14 protein-coding genes are annotated in these 19,260 nt (G+C 29.0%); 11 read left to right on the top strand and 3 right to left on the bottom strand.

The window, feature by feature from the left end; translation table 11 throughout:
• The first annotated feature begins 1 nt into the window (after position 1).
• From kdd to FRIFI_RS07285, 8 genes are all read left to right on the top strand, one after another.
• Positions 2-1,033, top strand: coding sequence for an L-erythro-3,5-diaminohexanoate dehydrogenase (gene kdd / locus FRIFI_RS07320; protein WP_092925703.1), 1,032 nt, complete (start codon positions 2-4; stop codon positions 1,031-1,033).
• Positions 1,034-1,052: 19 nt separating this feature from the next.
• Positions 1,053-2,303, top strand: coding sequence for a lysine 2,3-aminomutase (kamA, locus tag FRIFI_RS07315; protein WP_092925705.1), 1,251 nt, complete (start codon positions 1,053-1,055; stop codon positions 2,301-2,303).
• A 105-nt stretch (positions 2,304-2,408) separates the two neighbouring features.
• Entirely contained in the window at positions 2,409-3,428 is a 1,020-nt protein-coding gene (gene kamB / locus FRIFI_RS07310; protein WP_092925707.1) for a lysine 5,6-aminomutase reactivase subunit KamB, read from the top strand.
• A gap of 33 nt (positions 3,429-3,461) precedes the next feature.
• Positions 3,462-4,901 (top strand): lysine 5,6-aminomutase reactivase ATPase KamC, encoded by a 1,440-nt coding sequence (gene kamC, locus FRIFI_RS07305; RefSeq protein ID WP_092925709.1) that lies wholly within the window; start codon positions 3,462-3,464, stop codon positions 4,899-4,901.
• Between the two features lie 53 nt (positions 4,902-4,954).
• Positions 4,955-6,532 (top strand): lysine 5,6-aminomutase subunit alpha, encoded by a 1,578-nt coding sequence (gene kamD, locus FRIFI_RS07300; RefSeq protein WP_166505471.1) that lies wholly within the window; start codon positions 4,955-4,957, stop codon positions 6,530-6,532.
• Entirely contained in the window at positions 6,532-7,317 is a 786-nt protein-coding gene (gene kamE / locus FRIFI_RS07295; protein ID WP_166505470.1) for a lysine 5,6-aminomutase subunit beta, read from the top strand. Before kamD ends, kamE begins: the two co-directional genes overlap by 1 nt.
• 323 nt (positions 7,318-7,640) lie before the next feature.
• Positions 7,641-9,131: a Na+/H+ antiporter NhaC family protein gene (locus FRIFI_RS07290; protein WP_166505469.1), complete on the top strand. Its 1,491-nt coding sequence runs from the start codon at positions 7,641-7,643 to the stop codon at positions 9,129-9,131.
• 378 nt (positions 9,132-9,509) lie between these two features.
• Entirely contained in the window at positions 9,510-11,948 is a 2,439-nt protein-coding gene (locus FRIFI_RS07285) for a cell wall-binding repeat-containing protein (RefSeq protein WP_166505468.1), read from the top strand.
• Positions 11,949-12,046: 98 nt separating this feature from the next.
• On the opposite strand, the gene FRIFI_RS07280 is transcribed toward FRIFI_RS07285, so the two are convergent.
• The 3 genes from FRIFI_RS07280 to FRIFI_RS07270 all read right to left on the bottom strand — a co-directional run bounded on the left by FRIFI_RS07280 (position 12,047) and on the right by FRIFI_RS07270 (position 14,982).
• Positions 12,047-12,850 (bottom strand): ABC transporter permease, encoded by an 804-nt coding sequence (locus tag FRIFI_RS07280; protein ID WP_092925719.1) that lies wholly within the window; start codon positions 12,848-12,850, stop codon positions 12,047-12,049.
• Positions 12,837-13,589 (bottom strand): ABC transporter ATP-binding protein, encoded by a 753-nt coding sequence (locus tag FRIFI_RS07275; protein ID WP_092925721.1) that lies wholly within the window; start codon positions 13,587-13,589, stop codon positions 12,837-12,839. Before FRIFI_RS07275 ends, FRIFI_RS07280 begins: the two co-directional genes overlap by 14 nt.
• A gap of 250 nt (positions 13,590-13,839) precedes the next feature.
• Positions 13,840-14,982, bottom strand: coding sequence for a hypothetical protein (locus tag FRIFI_RS07270; protein WP_166505467.1), 1,143 nt, complete (start codon positions 14,980-14,982; stop codon positions 13,840-13,842).
• 173 nt (positions 14,983-15,155) lie between these two features.
• Between FRIFI_RS07270 and FRIFI_RS07265 the strand changes: the two genes are divergently transcribed.
• The 3 genes from FRIFI_RS07265 (at position 15,156) to FRIFI_RS07255 (ending at position 19,185) form a co-directional block, all read left to right on the top strand.
• Entirely contained in the window at positions 15,156-16,163 is a 1,008-nt protein-coding gene (locus FRIFI_RS07265) for a hypothetical protein (RefSeq protein ID WP_166505466.1), read from the top strand.
• A 158-nt stretch (positions 16,164-16,321) separates the two neighbouring features.
• On the top strand, positions 16,322-17,485 hold the full coding sequence (locus FRIFI_RS07260) for a collagen-like domain-containing protein (protein ID WP_242977291.1): 1,164 nt from the start codon (positions 16,322-16,324) through the stop codon (positions 17,483-17,485).
• A gap of 176 nt (positions 17,486-17,661) precedes the next feature.
• Complete coding sequence (locus FRIFI_RS07255) at positions 17,662-19,185, top strand: FAD-dependent oxidoreductase (protein ID WP_166505464.1); 1,524 nt, start codon at positions 17,662-17,664, stop codon at positions 19,183-19,185.
• Positions 19,186-19,260 lie beyond the last annotated feature (75 nt).

Raw genomic sequence — 19,260 nt, 5'->3', positions numbered from 1 at the left:
CATGAAAGGATGTAAATACGGAACACACAGAGTTATAGGGGAAAATGTACTTCCACAACCAGCTAAAAAAATAAACAATGATATGAATATTTATGATAATGAAATATTAATAGATGTTCAAGCTTTAAACATAGATTCAGCAAGTTTTACTCAAATAGAAGAAGAGTGTAACCATGATGTAGAAAAAATAAAGTCAAGAATATTAGAAATAGTAGAAGAAAAAGGGAAAATGCAAAACCCAGTTACTGGTTCTGGTGGAATGTTAATAGGGACAATAGAAAAAATAGGATCTGATTTAGTAGGAAAAACAGATTTACAAATAGGAGATAAGATAGCTACGCTTGTATCATTATCATTAACTCCATTAAAAATAGATGAAATAATAGACATAAAAGCAGATATAGATAGAGTTGAAATAAAAGGAAAAGCTATATTATTTGAAAGTGGTATATATGCAAAATTACCAACAGATATGGAAGAAAACCTAGCATTAGCTGCTCTTGATGTTGCTGGTGCTCCGGCTCAAACACAAAAGTTAGTTAAAGAAGGGGATAGTGTTTTAATACTTGGAGCTGCTGGTAAATCTGGAATGCTTTGCTGTTATGAGGCTAAAAAGAAAGCTGGAAAAAATGGTAGAGTAATAGGACTTGTTAGAGATGAAAAACAAAAAGCATTCTTAAAAGAAAATAACCTTGTAGATGAAGTTATAGCTGTAGATGCACAAAATCCTAATGAAGTACTTAAGAATGTATTAGAAGTTAATGAAGGAAAAGAGGTAGATTTAGCTATAAACTGTGTAAATGTTCAAAATACAGAAATGAGTACAATACTACCTGTTAGAGACGGTGGAGTAGTATACTTCTTCTCAATGGCAACAGCATTTACAAAGGCAGCACTTGGAGCTGAGGGTGTAGGTAAAGATGTAGATATGATAATAGGAAATGGATACACTAAAGGTCATGCAGATGTTACAATAGCAGCTTTAAGAGAAAGTGAAACAATAAGAAATATATTCAAAAAATTATATGTATAAAATATAAGGGGTGGAGATTATGGAAAGAAAAATATTTACAGACGTTAGTAATGAATTATGGAATGATTGGACTTGGCAAGTAAAAAATAGAATAACAACAGTTGAAGAATTAAAAAAATATATACCACTTACAGAAAGTGAAGAAGAAGGGGTTAAGGAGTGCCTTAAAACTCTTAGAATGAGTATAACTCCATACTACTTATCATTAATAGATCCAACTAATGCAAATGATCCAATAAGAAAGCAAGCTATACCAGTTGCAAGTGAACTTAAAGTATCAGATGCTGATTTAGATGATCCACTTCATGAAGATGGAGATTCACCAGTGCCAGGACTTACTCATAGATATCCAGATAGAGCATTACTTTTAATAACAGACCAATGTGCAATGTATTGTAGACACTGTACAAGAAGAAGATTTGCTGGACAAAATGATGGAGCTCAACCAGTTGATAGAATAGATAAAGCTATAGAATATATAAGAAATACTCCAGTTATAAGAGATGTATTATTATCAGGTGGAGATGCACTTTTAATGAGTGACGAGAGATTAGAGTATATAATAAGCAAATTAAGAGAGATACCACATGTTGAAATAATAAGAATAGGAAGTAGAACTCCAGTAGTTATGCCACAAAGAATAACTGATAATTTAGTAAATATGCTTAAGAAATATCATCCAGTATGGTTAAACACTCACTTTAATCATCCAAATGAAATAACTAAAGAATCTATAGAAGCTTGTAAGAAGATGGCAGATGCAGGTATACCTCTAGGAAACCAAAGTGTTTTACTACGTGGGGTAAACGATTGCATGCACGTAATGAAGAAATTAGTTAATGATTTAGTAAAAATAAGAGTTAGACCATATTACATATATCAATGTGATTTATCTAATGGAATAGAGCACTTTAGAACTCCAGTATCTAAAGGTATAGAAATAATAGAAGGATTAAGAGGACATACATCAGGATACTGTGTACCAACATTTGTTGTAGATGCACCAGGTGGTGGAGGTAAAACTCCAGTTATGCCAAATTATGTAATATCTCAAAGCTACGATAAAGTAATACTTAGAAACTTTGAAGGTGTTATAACTACTTATACAGAGCCAACAAACTACAATCATACATGTGAATGTGAAGTTTGCAAAGGTGAAAAAGAAGTTCATAAGGTAGGGGTAGCAGGTCTTTTAAATAATGAAAGAATGGTACTTGAGCCAACTGAATTAGATAGAAAGAAAAGAGAGCTAAGTACTCAATTAGGTTAGTAAAAATTAACATTAAAAGATATTATAGGTAATATTACCTATAATATCTTTTAGAAAAATCATTAAAATCTACATCGCTTAGATTAAATTTTTAAGGATATAATTATGGATATATTAAATGAAATTTTAAAATATAAGAGTATGTCTATTATAGGAAATTACAAGAATGTAGGTAAAACTACTACTTTAAATTATATATTAAAAGAATGTATAAATAAAAATATAATACTAGGACTTACATCAATTGGGGTAGATGGAGAAGGTGTAGATGTTGTTACTAAAACTGATAAACCTAGGATATATGTAAATAGAAATACTATAATAGCTACAGCTAATAGTTTGGCTTTAAATAGTGATATAACCAAAGAAATTCTAGAACTTACAAATATAACAACACCACTAGGGAATATAGTTATATTTAGATCCTTAAGCGATGGATATATAGAACTTGCAGGTCCATCTATAAACACTCAAATAAAGTACATATGTGAAAGATTAAATCACTTTGGTGCAGACTTAAGTATAGTTGATGGGGCTTTATCTAGAAAGACATTGGGCTCACCATCTATAACAGATTCTACAATATTTTGTAGTGGAGCTGTAATAAATAAAGATATAAATAAGGCAATAGAAAAAATAATATATGAAGCTAATATACTAAATCTTGATAAATTAAATGATGATAAATTCTATGAAATTTATGAAAATATAAAAGAATATAAGATTAGCTTAGTAAATAAGGATTATTCATACAAATGCCTAAATATAAATACAACTCTAAACTCTTCTAAAGAAATTATAGATAGTGTAGATGAAAATACTAAGTATATAGTTGTAAATGGAATAGTTACTAATAATTTTATAAACAACTTTATAAAAAGTGGTAGTAACTATAAAAATATAACTATATTGGTCAGCGATAGTACAAAGATATTTTTAGATAAGGAAATATTTGATAAGTTTATAAAGCTTAAAGGAAGTATTAAGGTTGTAAATAAAGTTAATCTAATTGGATTAAGTATAAATCCAACATCAATAGAAGGATATAGCTTTGATGATAAATATTTTATAGATAGTATACAAAGTAAAACTAATATAAAAGTATTTAATGTTATGAATGTTTAGAAATTAAGCTTTTATAAACAAGAAGGTGATTATATTAAGTCATTTATAATAAACGAAGTAAATACAATTACACCATATGGAGAGAAAGAAAAAGCTAATATAAAAATATATAAAAAAGAAAATAGTGAAAAATTAATAAAAGAACTTAATTATATAGAGAATATGATTAATAGCTTAAAAGAAAATGACATGGTGTATGATAATATACAATATGAGTTTTGTAAAATTAAAAATATAACAAATACTCTAAATCGGTTAAAACAGAAAAATGCATTAGACGAAATAGAACTGTTTGAAATAAAAAACTTTGCTATAAATACTAATGAAATAATAAAAAATTATTTAAAATTGAATATTAATATAGATTATATAAACTTTAAAAACTTAGATGCAGTTGTAAAGATGTTAGATCCAGATGAATTAAATTTAACTACATTTCAAATATATGGTGCATATAGTAAAAAGTTATTGCATATTAGACAAAATAAGTTAAATATTGAAAAGAAAATATTTAGTGAAACTGATAAAGATAATATAGAAAAATTAAAACAAGAAAGACTAGAGATTGTTGTAAATGAGGAACAAGAAGAGTTAAGAATAAGAAAAGCACTAAGTGAAAAGTTGTATAACTATTTAAATGATATAAATGAAAATATAAAATCTATAGGGAAGTTAGATTTACTTATTGCTAAAGCAAATTTAGCACTTAAGTATAATGCTATAAAACCTAATATAAATAGAGAAAATAAAATTTTCTTTAAAGATCTTATAAATCCGAGTCTTCAGACAATTTTAAGTTCACAAAATAAGGAATATATTCCAATAACCATAGATATAGATAAAAAAATTACTATAATAAGTGGTGCTAATATGGGTGGAAAAAGTGTAAGTATGAAAACTATAGCACTTAACCTATATTTATTCCAATGTGGATTTTATGTATTTGCCAAAGAGGCTAACTTATGTGTATTAGACTTTATATACATAATAAGTGATGATATGCAAGATATAAACAAAGGTCTAAGTACATTTGGAGCAGAGATCCTAAAGTTAAAAGAAATAACAAAACTTATGAAGTTAAGGGATGGATTTATTGCATTAGATGAATTTGCAAGGGGAACCAATCCGATAGAGGGAAGGTTACTACTAAAAGCAATATGTGAATATTTTAAAAAGTACAATTCTATAAGCTTAATATCTACACATCTAGATGATATAAATATAGATGATGTTACTTATTACCAAGTAGTAGGTCTTAAAAATGTAGATTTTGATGGTTTAAAACGTCAAATAGATTTAAAGATTGGAGTAGGTAAAAGTTCAAAAGGTGTACAAATACTTCAAGAATACATGGATTACAGATTAGAGAAAGTAAGTAAAGAAACTAAAGTTCCAAAAGATGCTATAAATATATGTAGATTATTAGGATTAGATAATGAAATAGTAGATATAGCTGATAAGCTAAGTAAATAAAGCTTGTAGATATAGCTGACAAACTAAGTAAATAAAGCTTAAGGGGGATTAATATGAGTAAGTTAAATTTAGATTTTAGTATAGTGGAAAAAGCTCGTGAATCAGCGCGTAATATAGTGTTAGATACACAAGAATTTATAAACAAACACACTACAGTAACAGTTGAAAGAAGTATACTTAGACTATTTGGCGTAGATGGAGTAGATGAATTTGGTGTGCCACTTCCAAACGTAGTTGTAGATAGCATTAAAAACTCAAACAATGGCTCTTTAGGTATGGGGGTTGCTTATTATATAGGTAATGCTATGATAAATACAGGACTTACTCCACAAGAGATATCACAAAAAGTATCTCAAGGAGAATTAGATCTATGTTCCCTTAAAGAGCATGATGTATTTGATGTTAAGCTTAAAATAAATGAAATAGCTAAACAAAGTGTAGATCAAATAAAGGCAAATAGAAATAAAAGAGAAGAATTCTTAAATGAGTATGGAGATAAAAGTGGACCATACTTATATGTAATAGTAGCTACAGGAAATATATACGAAGATATAACTCAAGCTGTAGCAGCTGCAAAGCAAGGAGCGGATATAATCGCAGTTATAAGAACAACTGGACAAAGTTTACTTGACTATGTTCCATATGGTGCTACGACTGAAGGATTTGGAGGAACTTATGCAACAGGTGAAAACTTCAGATTAATGAGAGAAGCACTTGATAAGGTTGGGGCTGAACTTGGAAGATATATAAGACTTTGCAACTACTGTTCAGGATTATGTATGCCAGAAATAGCAGCACTAGGAGCACAAAATAGATTAGACGTTATGCTAAATGATGCTTTATATGGAATATTATTTAGAGATATAAATATGAAAAGAACAATGATAGACCAATACTTCTCAAGAATAATAAATGGATTTGCCGGAGTTATAATAAACACTGGTGAAGATAACTACTTAACAACAGCAGATGCAGTAGAAGAAGCACATACTGTACTTGCATCTCAATTTATAAATGAGCAATTTGCATTAGTTGCAGGATTACCTGAAGAACAAATGGGACTTGGACATGCATTTGAAATAAGCCCTGATGTTGAAAATGGATTCTTATATGAATTAGCTCAAGCTCAAATGGCTAGAGAAATATTCCCTAAAGCACCTCTTAAGTATATGCCACCAACTAAGTTTATGACTGGTGATATATTTAAAGGTCAAGTACAAGATGCATTATTTAATATGGTAACTATAATGACAGATCAAAAATTACACTTATTAGGAATGCTTACAGAAGCAATTCATACTCCATTTATATCAGATAGAGCACTTTCAATAGACAATGCTAAGTATATATTTAATACTATGAAAGATCTAGGAAGTGAAATAGAGTTTAAAAAAGATGGAATAATGTGTAATAGAGTTAATGAAGTTTTAAACAATGCATATGAATTAATTTCTCAAATAGAAAAAGATGGATTATTTAAAACATTAGAACAAGGTAAATTTGCAGGTATAAAAAGACCAATAGATGGTGGAAAAGGTCTTGATGGAGTTGTTATGAAAGAAGCTATGTACTTCAATCCATTTATAGAACTAATGTTAGAAAAAGAGTTAGTATTAGGAGGGAATTGTTAATGAGCGGACTATATTCTATGGACAATAAGGAATATGATAAAAACCTTGATTTAAAAAATTTAAAACCTTATGGAGATACATTAAACGATGCTAAAGTACAAGTAAGTTTTACATTACCAATAAAAGATGATGAAAAAGGTATAGAAGCAGCAAAACTTACAGCTAAAAATATGGGGCTTAGTGATATAAATGTAGCACATCATAAAGCACTTGATAGTGAATTTACTTTCTATGTTGTATATGGAAGTTTAGAAAAAGGTGTAAATTACGAAGATATACATGTAGAAGTAGCACAAGAAGATACTATGGATAAATATGAAATAGAAGAGTATATAAAAGAAAATATAAAAAGAGATATAGTAGTAGTAGGTGCAAGTACAGGAACTGATGCACATACAGTTGGAATAGATGCAATAATGAATATGAAAGGTTATGCAGGAAACTATGGACTAGAAAGATATGAAGGAATAGAAGCTTATAACTTAGGAAGTCAAGTTCCTAATGAAGAGTTTATAAGAAAAGCAGTAGAACTTAAAGCTGATGTATTATTAGTTTCTCAAACTGTAACTCAAAAAAACGTTCATATAGAAAACTTAACTAACTTAGTAGAATTATTAGAAGCTGAAGGTTTACGTGATAAAGTAGTACTTCTTTGTGGTGGACCAAGAATAAGTCATGAACTTGCAAAAGAATTAGGATATGATGCAGGATTTGGTCCAGGTAAATTTGCACAAGATGTAGGAAGTTTCTTTGTAACTGAGTTAGTAAATAGAAACTTAGTATAATGAAAATCAGATATTTATAAATCAACCGAGGAAATTGTTATACTACAGCATCTGATGAAAATAATTAAAAATTTATAGAAATATTATATAAAATTAAACAAAAACTGACATAACATAATGACAATTAGAATAAGTATAATGTTTATTTATAGGATGTAACAATATTTTTTTAATAACCAAAATTTAAGTAGTGCTTTATGGTTAAAATCAACAGACTTATGCATTATGACAGTGCATAAGTCTGAAAAGTTACTGGATAGTGTTAGGTTTAACCTAAATTAAATACATTATCAATTATACATTATATCAAGGGGGCTCATTTTATGGGGTTTTGGATTGGACTATTAAAATTTTCACCAGTATTTATGCTGGCAGGTCTAATGATTTCGGGTATGGACTGCTTAATAGCAGCTCCAATAGCTACAATATATGCATTTATTGTAGCATCAATAACAGACAAGCTTAAATTTAATGATTTAGTTGACTGTGCAGTTGACAATGTAAAACATTTAAATTTAGTTTTCTTTATACTAATGCTTGCTTATGCTATGGCAGAAGCATTTATGGCTACAGGAGTTGGCGCTTCGATAGTTAATATAGCACTTTCTCTAGGAGTAACAGGTAGAACTGTTGCAGTTGTTGCATTTATAGTTACTGGTATACTTTCAGTAGCTACTGGAACTTCATGGGGAACTTTTGCAGCATGTGCTCCAATATTTTTATGGTTAAATCATATGGTTGGTGGTAGTATATTATTGACAACTGCATCTATAGCTGGAGGAGCTTGTTTTGGAGACAATATAGGGCTTATATCAGATACAACAGTTGTAAGTTCTGGTATGCAAGGTGTTGAAGTAATAGATAGAATCAAATCTCAAGGACCATGGTCTATAGTATGCTTAATAATATCTATAGTATTTATATATGGATTAAGTATGTCTATGGGGTTACCAACAGAATCTGCAAATGCTGCACTAGCAATAGATCAAATACCAGCGCAAGTAATGACTGATTTAGGGGTTGAAAGACCATCAGCAGTAGAACTTTTAAATCAAGTAAAAACAGGAGTGCCATACTATATGGCAATACCATTATTACTTGTTTTAGCAGTAGCTATTAAAGGTTTACCTACATTAGCATGTTTATCTGTTGGTATAGTATCATCATTTATATTTGGAATTTTTGCAGGAACTGTAGATTCTTTAAACGGATTTTTAAAATTAATGATGAGTGGATTTGCAGACGCAGGTTCTTGGGTTATAGTAATGATGATGTGGGTTGGAGCATTTGGGGGAATAATGTCTAAGATGAAGGCTTTTGAACCACTATCAAATTTAGTTATGTTCCTTGCTAGAAATGTAAAACAATTAATGTTTATGAATGGTTTATTATGTTTAGTAGGAAATGCTGCACTTGCAGATGAAATGGCACAAATTGTTACAGTAGGACCTATAACTAAAGAATTAGTTGAAAATAATGTAGAGGGTAGTGAAGAAGATTTATACCAACTACGTTTAAGAAACGCTACTTTCTCTAGTTCTCTAGGGGTATTTGGTTCTCAATTAATACCATGGCATGTTTATATAGGGTTCTATTTAGGGATACTAACAGCTGTGTATCCACTTCATCAATTCGTAGCATTTGATATAATAAAATACAATGTTATGGCATACGTTACAGTTGGATCTATACTTATATTAACATTAACTGGACTTGATAAATTTATTCCTAAGTTTGGTTTACCAAGTGAGCCAAATATTAGATTAAAGAAGAAACAAAAAGAAGAAAAAGAAAGTGTGACTGTATATTCATAAGTTAAATATATGAAAATATAAAATACCCACTAGGTTATATAACCTAGTGGGTATTTTATATTTTCATTTGTTAATGTAAAGATAAAAAGCGTACTATATAAAAGAAATTATGCATAAAAAACAAAATATTAGCAAATTTAGATGAAAAATGTTTACTAAATATTAAAAATGTTATACTATATAATTAAATATTACACAAATAATTTGAATATTAAATTATTAAAAATATGTAAAAAAGGGTAAAAGTATTTAAAGTTTATGGTAATTAAAATAAAAATTTAATATAAGTCTACCTTATATAATTAAGTTTTATTATAAACTATTAAAATATTTATATAGTTTATATAATATATAATCATATATCTTGGGGAGGATAAAATGAGTAAAAAACTAAATTTAAGAAAAGTGACATCATTAGCATTAGTACTAGGATTATCAATACCAATGTTATATCCATCAGAAGTAAGGGCATTAGAAGAAAATAAAAAAATAACAATACTTCATACTAATGACATACATGGTAGATTTGTTAAAAATGATAAGACAATAGGAGTAGATGTATTATCAAGTATAAAAAAACAAACTCCAAATTCATTGTTATTAGATGCAGGAGATACAATCCATGGTTTACCATTTGTAACATTAAATAAAGGTCAAGATGCAGTTGATTTAATGAATGCAGCAGGATATGATTTTATGACACCAGGAAATCATGACTTTAACTATGGTTATGAGAGATTATTAGAACTTGTTAAAAAACTTGAATTAACAAATGGACAACAAAAGATGAGGGTTTTATCATCAAACGTAACTAAAGATGGTAAAAGTGTATTTACACCAAATGCTATAAAAGAAATAAATGGAGTTAAAGTAGGTATCTTTGGATTATCATCTCCAGAAACTGCATACAAAACAAACCCTAATAATGTTAAAGGATTAAAATTTGAAGATCCAGTTCAAATGGCAAAAAAACAAGTTGAAGAATTAGAAAAAAATGGTGCAGAAGTAATAGTAGGACTTGCACATGTTGGAATAGATGAATCAAGCGATCCAACAACTATAGATATCGCAAATGAAGTAAATGGTATAGATGTTATAGTAGATGGACATAGTCATTCAAATTTACCAAATGGCAAAAAAGTAAAGGATACTTTAATAGTTAGTACTGGAGAATATATGCAGAATATAGGCAAAGTAGAGTTAGAGGTATCTAGTGTAAATGGAAAGCATGAAGTTGTTAATGCAAATGCAAGTCATATTACTAAAGAACAAGCAAGTAAGATAGCTTCAGATAGTGTTGTTGAAAATAAAATAAAAGAAATAGAAGAAGCTCAAGATAAGATATTATCTGTAAATGTAGGGAATACGGATGTTCATTTAGAGGGAAGAAGAGAAAATGTTAGAACTAAAGAAACTAACTTAGGAAACCTTATAACAGATGCGATGATTTCAGAAACTAATGCAGATGTAGCTATAACTAATGGTGGAGGAATAAGAGATAGTATAAATATAGGAGATATAACTAAAGGAGAAGTAATAAAAGTTCTTCCTTTTGGAAACTACATAGTAACAAAAGAATTAACTGGAGCTCAAATAAAAAAAGTATTAGAACACGGGGTTAAAGACTACGGAACACCAGCAGGTTCATTTACACATATAGGCGGAATGAAAATAGTAGTAGATCCTAGAAATGAAGTGGGAAATAAAGTAATAGATATAACTATAAACAATAAAAAAATAGATATGAATAAAAAATATACAGTAGCTACTAACGATTTCATGGCAGTTGGTGGAGATGATTATCCATGTTTTAACGATGAGTCAATAATAAACGAATACAGTGGCTTAGATGAAGCTTTAATAAAATATTTAGAAAAAACTGGTACTGTATCACCTAAAGTTGAAGGTAGGATAACATCAGTAATAGAAAAATTAGTTGGAGACAATAGATATCATACTGCAACTAAAATAAGCTTAAGTGGATTTGAAAAGGCAGACAATGTTGTATTAGTAAATTCAAATGCTATGTCAGATGCACTTAGCGCAACACCATTTGCAAAACTTAAGGATGCTCCAGTATTATTAACAGAAAGTTCTAAGTTAAGCAACGAAACTAAAGCTGAAATACAAAGATTAGGTGCTAAAAATGTATACATAGTAGGTGGAGATAGCGTTGTTAATGAAAATGTTGTTAATGAACTTAAAACTATGAATTTAACTACTGAAAGAATAAGTGGAAAAGATAGATATGAAACTTCATTAAAAATAGCTAAAAAACTAGGTGATGTAAGTGAAGTAGTAGTAGTAAATGGGGTAAGAGGACTTAGTGATGCAGTAAGTATAGCACCAGTTGCAGCAAATAAAAATATGCCTATATTACTAGCATCTGATACTAATGGAACTAAAGTATTTGATGAATTTATAAAGGATGAAAAAATAACAAAATCTTATGTAATAGGAAAAGAAGGATCTATATCAGAAGAGGTAGCTAAAACACTTCCAAATTCACAAAGAATAGGTGGAATAGACAGAGATGAAACTAATGCTATGATAATAGATAACTTCTATAAAGATATAGAAATAAAAAATTTATTTGTAGCCAAAAATGGAATGAATAGAGAACAAGATTTAGTAGATGCACTAGCATTAGGGGTTGTTGCATCTAAAGAAAATTCTCCTATATTAATAGGTAGTGATAAATTAAATGATAAACAAAAAGAAGTATTAGGAAATAAAACTATAAAATCTCTAACTCAGGTTGGAGGAAATGGAAATGAAGGTATAGTTAAAGAAGTTTCTAATATGATAAAAAGATAAAAATATGCTTTAAACAATTTTATACTAAAATATAAAAACACCTCCGTTTCGTTTTGAAACGAGGTGTTTTTGTAATAGGTATATTTAAACATGATTATTTATCTTCTGGAATTATAAAACTTTTCTATAAGATTTAAAATAGCATACATAATCCAAGCGCAAAAAGCAAGTACAAATACTCCCATCATAACCAAATCTAACTTAAATACCTGGCTTCCATAAACTATTAAATAACCAATACCAGCTCTTGATACTAAGAACTCACCAACTATAACACCAACCCAAGCCATACCTATATTTATCTTAGTAAGGTTTATTAAATTACCAATATTAGAAGGAATTATAAGTTTAAATAATATTTGTGATTTAGTAGCACCAAAACTTCTTAACATTTTAATTTTTTCTTCATCAACATTTATAAAATAATTATAAGCAGAGAGTATAGTAACAACAACAGATATAGTAACAGCAGTAACTACAATACCTTCAATACCAGCACCTGCCCAAACTATAATAATAGGAGCTAGAGCTGTTTTAGGAAGAGCATTTAATATAACTAAAAATGGGTCTAAAATTTTTGATAATTTTTCAGACCACCAAAGTGCTATTGCAACTAATATTCCAAGCACTGTACCTATAATTAAACCAAGTAGAGTTTCATATACTGATATTCCAACATGAGTTAGAAGTTGACCATTTTGAACATAGCTTATAAAAAGCGAGTATATATCACTAGGTTTGCTAAATAAGAATGTGTTTATTATATTTAGATTAGCAAGTACTTCCCAAAGAATTAAAAATCCTGCAAATATTAATATCTGATATAAAAGAATTTTAGTTTTTTCTTTTTTAACGTTTTTTAGATAATTTTTATATCCATCTGAATCTTTACTTAATCTCATCACTATCTAGCTCCTTCCATAGTATGTCAAAGTATTTTTGAAAATCAGGAACTTTTCTGGTTTGAAGAGGTGTTAAATCTTCATTTTGTCTTAGGTCTATGTTGTATACATTTTTAACAGTTGCAGGTCGTTTAGATAGTGCTACTACTTTGTCTGACATCGATATAGCTTCACTTATATCATGAGTTACTAATATAGCAGACTTATTCTCATTTTTAATTATTTTATAAACATCATCACTAACTAAAATCCTTGTTTGGTAATCAAGGGCTGAAAAAGGTTCGTCTAAAAGTAATATATCTGGATTTACAGATAGAGTACGAATAAGAGACACCCTTTGCCTCATTCCTCCTGAAAGTTCTTTTGGATACATATATCTATATTCCCAAAGACCATAAGTTTTTAATAAATTTTCAATACGAGATATATTTTTATCAGTTTTTATATTTTGGATTTCAAGTCCAATTGTTATATTATCGATTATATTTCTCCACTCAAGTAAATGGTCTTTTTGAAACATATATCCTATATTTCCATTTATATTAATATCCCCACTAGTAGGTTTTAAAAGTTTTGTTAATATATTAAGTATAGTTGATTTTCCAGAACCACTAGGTCCAAGTAGAGTTAGAATTTGTCCTTCGTTTAGGGAGAAACTTATGTCTTTTAGAACTTCTAGTTCTCCGTCTTTTGTGTAAAAGGTTTGACACAGGTCGCTAACTTTTACAATTTCATTCATGTAATTCACCCCTAAAGTAGATTTTTGGTATATATTATATTATTAAAGTATGAGTGGATTTGTACCTATTTTAAAATATTTATATCTTATATAAGCATAAACATATATAAGATATAACTAGTAAATTAGTGAGTATAGCAAAGTCAAAAAAATAATTTTATGACTTCTTAGTAGATATAGTTTAATAGATAAAAAAGATAGCGTGATAATTACCACGCTATCTTTTTTATCTATTAATAGTTTTTATTAATTAATCTTCAATCTCGTCATAGGTATCAGAAGATCCACAATTACATGGTTTTGAATCGTGACAACCATGGTGATTATCACAACAATCATTATCACCAGGTTGTGAAATATCGCAATCGCATTCTATATCAAGAGTTCCTTTTACACCTATTACATCTTTTATTATAGTATATACAGTTTCTTTAGGTCTAAAGCATAATACTATATCAGCTTTAAATTTATATTTATTAGGACCAGATTTAAGGTTTACTAATTCACTAGAACCAGATTCAGAGTTTTCTGATTCACCAGAATCAGACTCAGAGTTTTCTAAACTAGAAGAACTATATACAGGGTATAATTCACTAGCTCTAGTAACACAATCTACCTTAAATCTACCATCGAATTTTTTGTATATTAAAGAATCTCTTTCAAAAGGAACACATAGGTTTCCGTAGAAATAAGGAGATGGAAGTCCTAAACCTGTTTCTTTAAGATTATTAAGATTTATACAATCACTTAACTTTGTAATTCCAGGGATTTCAAACACACCTAAAAACTCTTTATCTGGGCAATCTTTTAACTGAGCTTTTACTATTACCTTAAAATCACATACGTAATATTCTACATCATTATGATATATTTTTATCTTAATTCCTTCTGATTCATCATCGCAACCTTTAGTATTGCAAATATCATCTAAACAATAGTGCTTTTGAAATTTTTCTTTTGATATATACTCGTTGTATAATTTTTTAGAATAACCACTAGAATCTTTACAAGAGCAAATAGGTCCACTAATAGGTTTAAAACATAAATCTTCATCGTCTAAACACTCTTTAAGGATAGCATCAGGGTGCTTTGGATCATCGCTATAATTATTTCTTAAACCTAAGCATTTATATTTAACACCTACTACTTCTTTTATACATACTTTTTCACCAGCTAAACCATAAGTCAAAGGTGTTACTACTTTAAATGTAGCATTTCTTAAAATTGTTGATAGTGTCGCACTTTTTAAAATTGCGCAGCTAAATATTCTATTAGTTAATATTGGGTAGCATAATGTATCCTTACAATCCCATTTTAAACCTTTACAGCATCCGTCAGAACAATAATCTGATGGCACAAATTTTTTTGTTGTCAAACCTCTAAAGTCATCCATCTATAAATATCCTCCCAATTATATTAATTTATAAAAAGATTTTAATCTTCTTACCCATATGATATGAAATAAAAGGACAATTGTTACAGCTTGTATCTAAATAAAATATTTTTTAACAAGGTATAAATATTATCTATATGAATATATTGTAGTATTATTAAGGAGGGGGTAGGATGACATTTATACAAAATACTGAAATACTAATAAGAAAATCAGATAAGTGTATATCAAAGATATTTTTTAAGAATGGAATTAATATAGCAAATTTTGATTCAAACTTCGAGTTAATATCTTCAAGTAAAGTAATTGATAATATAAAAGGAAGTACAGATATATGGTTTGATATAGATGAACAAGATAACATATATGGAATATATGATGATAAGCAGGGAAGCTTAATTAAAATAGACATAAATAATGACAAAATAAATAAAGCTAGTATTATTAGTTATGATAATTCTAAACATACAATAAGTTTTCCATATATAAGTAAGATAGGTAAAGATATTCATATCATATATTATTTAAAGGATAATAAAAGTAAATTATACAAATTAATTCATAATATAAAAAGAGATAAAGAAGATATAATGTCAATTATAGATATAGTCGGATATGAAGATATAAATAATTTTACTGTAATATGTGATAATACCAATATAAGTGTGTTTTACTTTAAAGTAGTAAAAGGATACGAGGAAGTATTTATGTGTACCTTAAATCATGAAAACTCAATTTGGTATAATCCAATACAAATAACCAATTCAAACAAAGAAAAAATCCATTTATCAGTTACAAAAGGAACAAACAATACGTACCATATAGCCTATTCAGAAAACAATTCTAGTAAATACCAACCAATCTATAAAAGAGTCGATTTAAATAAAGAAGGCATATCGATAAGTGACAGTGTATATGTAAATAAATCCTCAGCTTGTAATATCCCTCATATAATAGAACATAAAAATATTTTACATATGCAATGGATAGAATATGGAAATTTAAATATAAGTAAATCTTCTGATTTTGGTAAATCATGGGGCACACCTATTATAGATGATGATAGCATAGAGTATCCATTTATAAGATATTACTATAAATCAAATTGTGAGGCAGATAAAGAATATAAGGTATCAAATGTATATGGCTGCAGAAACTATATAAATATACTTGGAATATAAAAGGAATTAATGTATTTAGAATATAAAAAATAAGTATAAATATAAAATATTAATACTTGTTTTAGTAATATTTTAAGAATTTAAGATTATATTTATAGCATATAAATTATAGTGGTAGAAAGATATTATAATTAAGAGTAGGCAAGGGGGAGAGCGTGTTGGATAAATATAAAAGATATGCTTCAAAATCAAAATCATCTAAAAATGATATAGAATGCGATAACTCCAAAGTTATAGAGCGTACGTATGATAAATATAAAAGAGAAACAGTAGGAAGGGGAGCGAAAGGAGAACAAGGTCCTCAAGGTAAGATAGGACCACAGGGACCAAGAGGAGAGAAAGGAGAGCAAGGACCTGAAGGGAAGGTAGGACCACAGGGACCAAGAGGAGAGAAAGGAGAGCAAGGACCTGAAGGTAAGATAGGACCACAGGGACCAAGAGGAGAAAAAGGGGAGCAAGGACCTGAAGGGAAGATAGGACCACAGGGACCAAGAGGAGAAAAAGGGGAGCAAGGACCTGAAGGTAAGATAGGACCACAGGGACCAAGAGGAGAAAAAGGGGAGCAAGGACCTGAAGGGAAGGTAGGACCACAGGGACCAAAAGGAGAACAAGGGCTTCAAGGTAAGATAGGGCCACAGGGACCAAGAGGAGAGAAAGGAGAGCAAGGACCTGAAGGTAAGATAGGACCACAGGGACCAAGAGGAGAAAAAGGGGAGCAAGGACCTGAAGGGAAGGTAGGACCACAGGGGCCAAGAGGAGAAAAAGGGCTTCAAGGTAAGATAGGGCCACAAGGGCCAAGAGGAGAAAAGGGAGAACCAGGACTTGAAGGTAAAACAGGGCCACAAGGGCCAAGAGGAGAAAAAGGAGAACAAGGGCTTCAAGGTAAGATTGGACCACAGGGACCAAGAGGAGAAAAAGGAAATTCAACAGTTCAAAATAATGCTTATCTAGTTCAGTCAGAATCAGTAAGTATTAGCCCAACATCAAGATTTGTATTTAATTCTAGTTTTATAAATGGTACAGATATAAGTGTTAAAAATGATGGCATGACTGTAGTTTTATCTCCAAATGCCACATATTATATTAAGTATACAGTAACAGGAAATTCGTATAATACTTATATAGTTGGACTTAGAGTAAATGAAGCTTTAATCAAAGGGTCACTAGCATACTGTGAAGAAGGTATTAAAAATTCAATTAGTAATGGAGCTATATATACTACTGGAAATTGTGAAGAGGAGCTTGACTTATATAATTTTTCTAACAGAAATATAAAAACAATACCAAATTCAGTTAATATGCAAATAATAAGAATTAATTAACTTTATAAATAAGATTAATTAAAAATAACAAAAAGCTATCTTACAAAGTAAGATAGCTTTTTGTTTATGTATTTATAATGGTTTATTTGTATATTTAAGCTCAATATTTATAATAATTATGTATTTTAATGGGAAATATACTATATCATGGACAAATTAAATTAAGGAGAAATGAAATGAATGAATCTTATTGGATTTTAAGCTCTAAGCATAGTGAGTTAGGTAACTTAGAAAAAAATATAAAAACAAATATTTTAATAGTTGGTGGAGGAATAGTAGGAGTTACAACAGCTTATTTATTAGCTAAAAATGGTTTAAAATCTACTATTGTTGATGCTAATAAAATAGGTTATGGAGGTTCTGGGAGAAATACTGGAAAGATAACTTCACAACATGGAATAATATATTCAAAGCTAAACCAAAAGTACGGAATAGAAGATGCTAAATTATACTATGAAGGTAATAATCAGGCACTTAATTTAATTGAAAAAATAACAAAAGAACACAATATAGACTGTAATTTAAAAAGAGAAGACTCATATATACTTGCACAAAATGAAAATTACTTAGAAGAATTAAAAGAGGAATATGAGATTTGTAAAAAAATAGGGATTGATTGCGAGTACCATAAAAGTTTAGATTTACCAGTAGATGTGAAGGGAGCTATTAGTTTTAAAAATCAATGTCAATTTAATCCTAAAAAGTATATAGATGGATTACTAAAAGAATGTATAAACTTAGGGGTTAAAGTTTATGAAAATACACCTATAGTTGACTTTAATAAAGGAGAAGTTTGTGAATTAAGAACCAACAAAAATAATAAAATTTTTGCAGATATAGTTGTAATAGCATCACATATGCCTTGGTATGATGGTAAAAACCTTTACTTTGCAAAAGAAAAGGGAGGAAGGTCTTATTTAATAGCTGGCAAACTAGAAAAAGACATAATCCCAGGAATGTTTTTAGGAGTTGAGGAACAAGGGATAACATTTAGAACTTATAATGAAGGTAACAGAAAACTATTAATATTTGGTGGTGGAGATCATAAAGTTGGTCAGTGTAAAAATGAAGAAGAAATGTATGAAAAACTAAAAAATTATGCAAAAGATAAATTTAAAATTAAAGAATTTAAATATCAATGGTCAGCTCAAGATTATATGAGTTATGACTACCTACCTTATATAGGTTATATAAACAAAAAACAAGACAATGTATATGTAGCTACAGGATTTTCTAAGTGGGGAATGAGTAATGGAACTTTATCAGCAATAATAATAAGTGATCTTATAGCTAAAAAAGAATCTATATATGAAAATCTATTTAATCCATCTAGAAAAAGTAGCTATTTAACAACAGATTTTTATAAAGAAAATTTAAATATGACAATAGAGTATATAAAAGGGAAATTTAATATAGGAAAAGAAGAATTATATATAGAAAAAGGAGAAGGGCAGATTGTAACTATTGATGGAAAAAGATATGGGGCTTATAGACATCTTAATGATGAACTTTATATAGTTGATATAACTTGTACTCATCTAGGTTGCGAACTTAGATTTAATTCAGCAGAAAAAACTTGGGACTGCCCATGCCATGCTTCTAGATATGATTATAAAGGAAATGTATTAGAAGGACCTACTGTAAAACCTTTAAAAAGATACGGAGAAGGAAAAAATCATATTCATATAAACTTGAATTAAGGTATATATAATATATTTAAAGACAGAATATAGCTTAAAATTTACGAATTTTAAATTTATATAAAACGAGGAGCT

This window comes from Romboutsia hominis (assembly GCF_900002575.1).
Lineage (GTDB): Bacteria > Bacillota > Clostridia > Peptostreptococcales > Peptostreptococcaceae > Romboutsia_C > Romboutsia_C hominis.
Note: the sequence above shows the minus strand (reverse complement) of the source record. Positions and strands in the feature narration are given on the sequence as shown.

What these genes read in the sequence shown, in the direction of transcription:
- kdd (WP_092925703.1), top strand. Translation starts at nt 2, where the DNA reads ATGAAAGGATGTAAATACGGAACACACAGAGTTATAGGGGAAAATGTA.
- kamA (WP_092925705.1), top strand. Translation starts at nt 1,053, where the DNA reads ATGGAAAGAAAAATATTTACAGACGTTAGTAATGAATTATGGAATGAT.
- kamB (WP_092925707.1), top strand. Translation starts at nt 2,409, where the DNA reads ATGGATATATTAAATGAAATTTTAAAATATAAGAGTATGTCTATTATA.
- kamD (WP_166505471.1), top strand. Translation starts at nt 4,955, where the DNA reads ATGAGTAAGTTAAATTTAGATTTTAGTATAGTGGAAAAAGCTCGTGAA.
- kamE (WP_166505470.1), top strand. Translation starts at nt 6,532, where the DNA reads ATGAGCGGACTATATTCTATGGACAATAAGGAATATGATAAAAACCTT.
- FRIFI_RS07290 (WP_166505469.1), top strand. Translation starts at nt 7,641, where the DNA reads ATGGGGTTTTGGATTGGACTATTAAAATTTTCACCAGTATTTATGCTG.
- FRIFI_RS07285 (WP_166505468.1), top strand. Translation starts at nt 9,510, where the DNA reads ATGAGTAAAAAACTAAATTTAAGAAAAGTGACATCATTAGCATTAGTA.
- FRIFI_RS07280 (WP_092925719.1), bottom strand. Translation starts at nt 12,850, where the DNA reads ATGAGATTAAGTAAAGATTCAGATGGATATAAAAATTATCTAAAAAAC.
- FRIFI_RS07275 (WP_092925721.1), bottom strand. Translation starts at nt 13,589, where the DNA reads ATGAATGAAATTGTAAAAGTTAGCGACCTGTGTCAAACCTTTTACACA.
- FRIFI_RS07270 (WP_166505467.1), bottom strand. Translation starts at nt 14,982, where the DNA reads ATGGATGACTTTAGAGGTTTGACAACAAAAAAATTTGTGCCATCAGAT.
- FRIFI_RS07265 (WP_166505466.1), top strand. Translation starts at nt 15,156, where the DNA reads ATGACATTTATACAAAATACTGAAATACTAATAAGAAAATCAGATAAG.
- FRIFI_RS07255 (WP_166505464.1), top strand. Translation starts at nt 17,662, where the DNA reads ATGAATGAATCTTATTGGATTTTAAGCTCTAAGCATAGTGAGTTAGGT.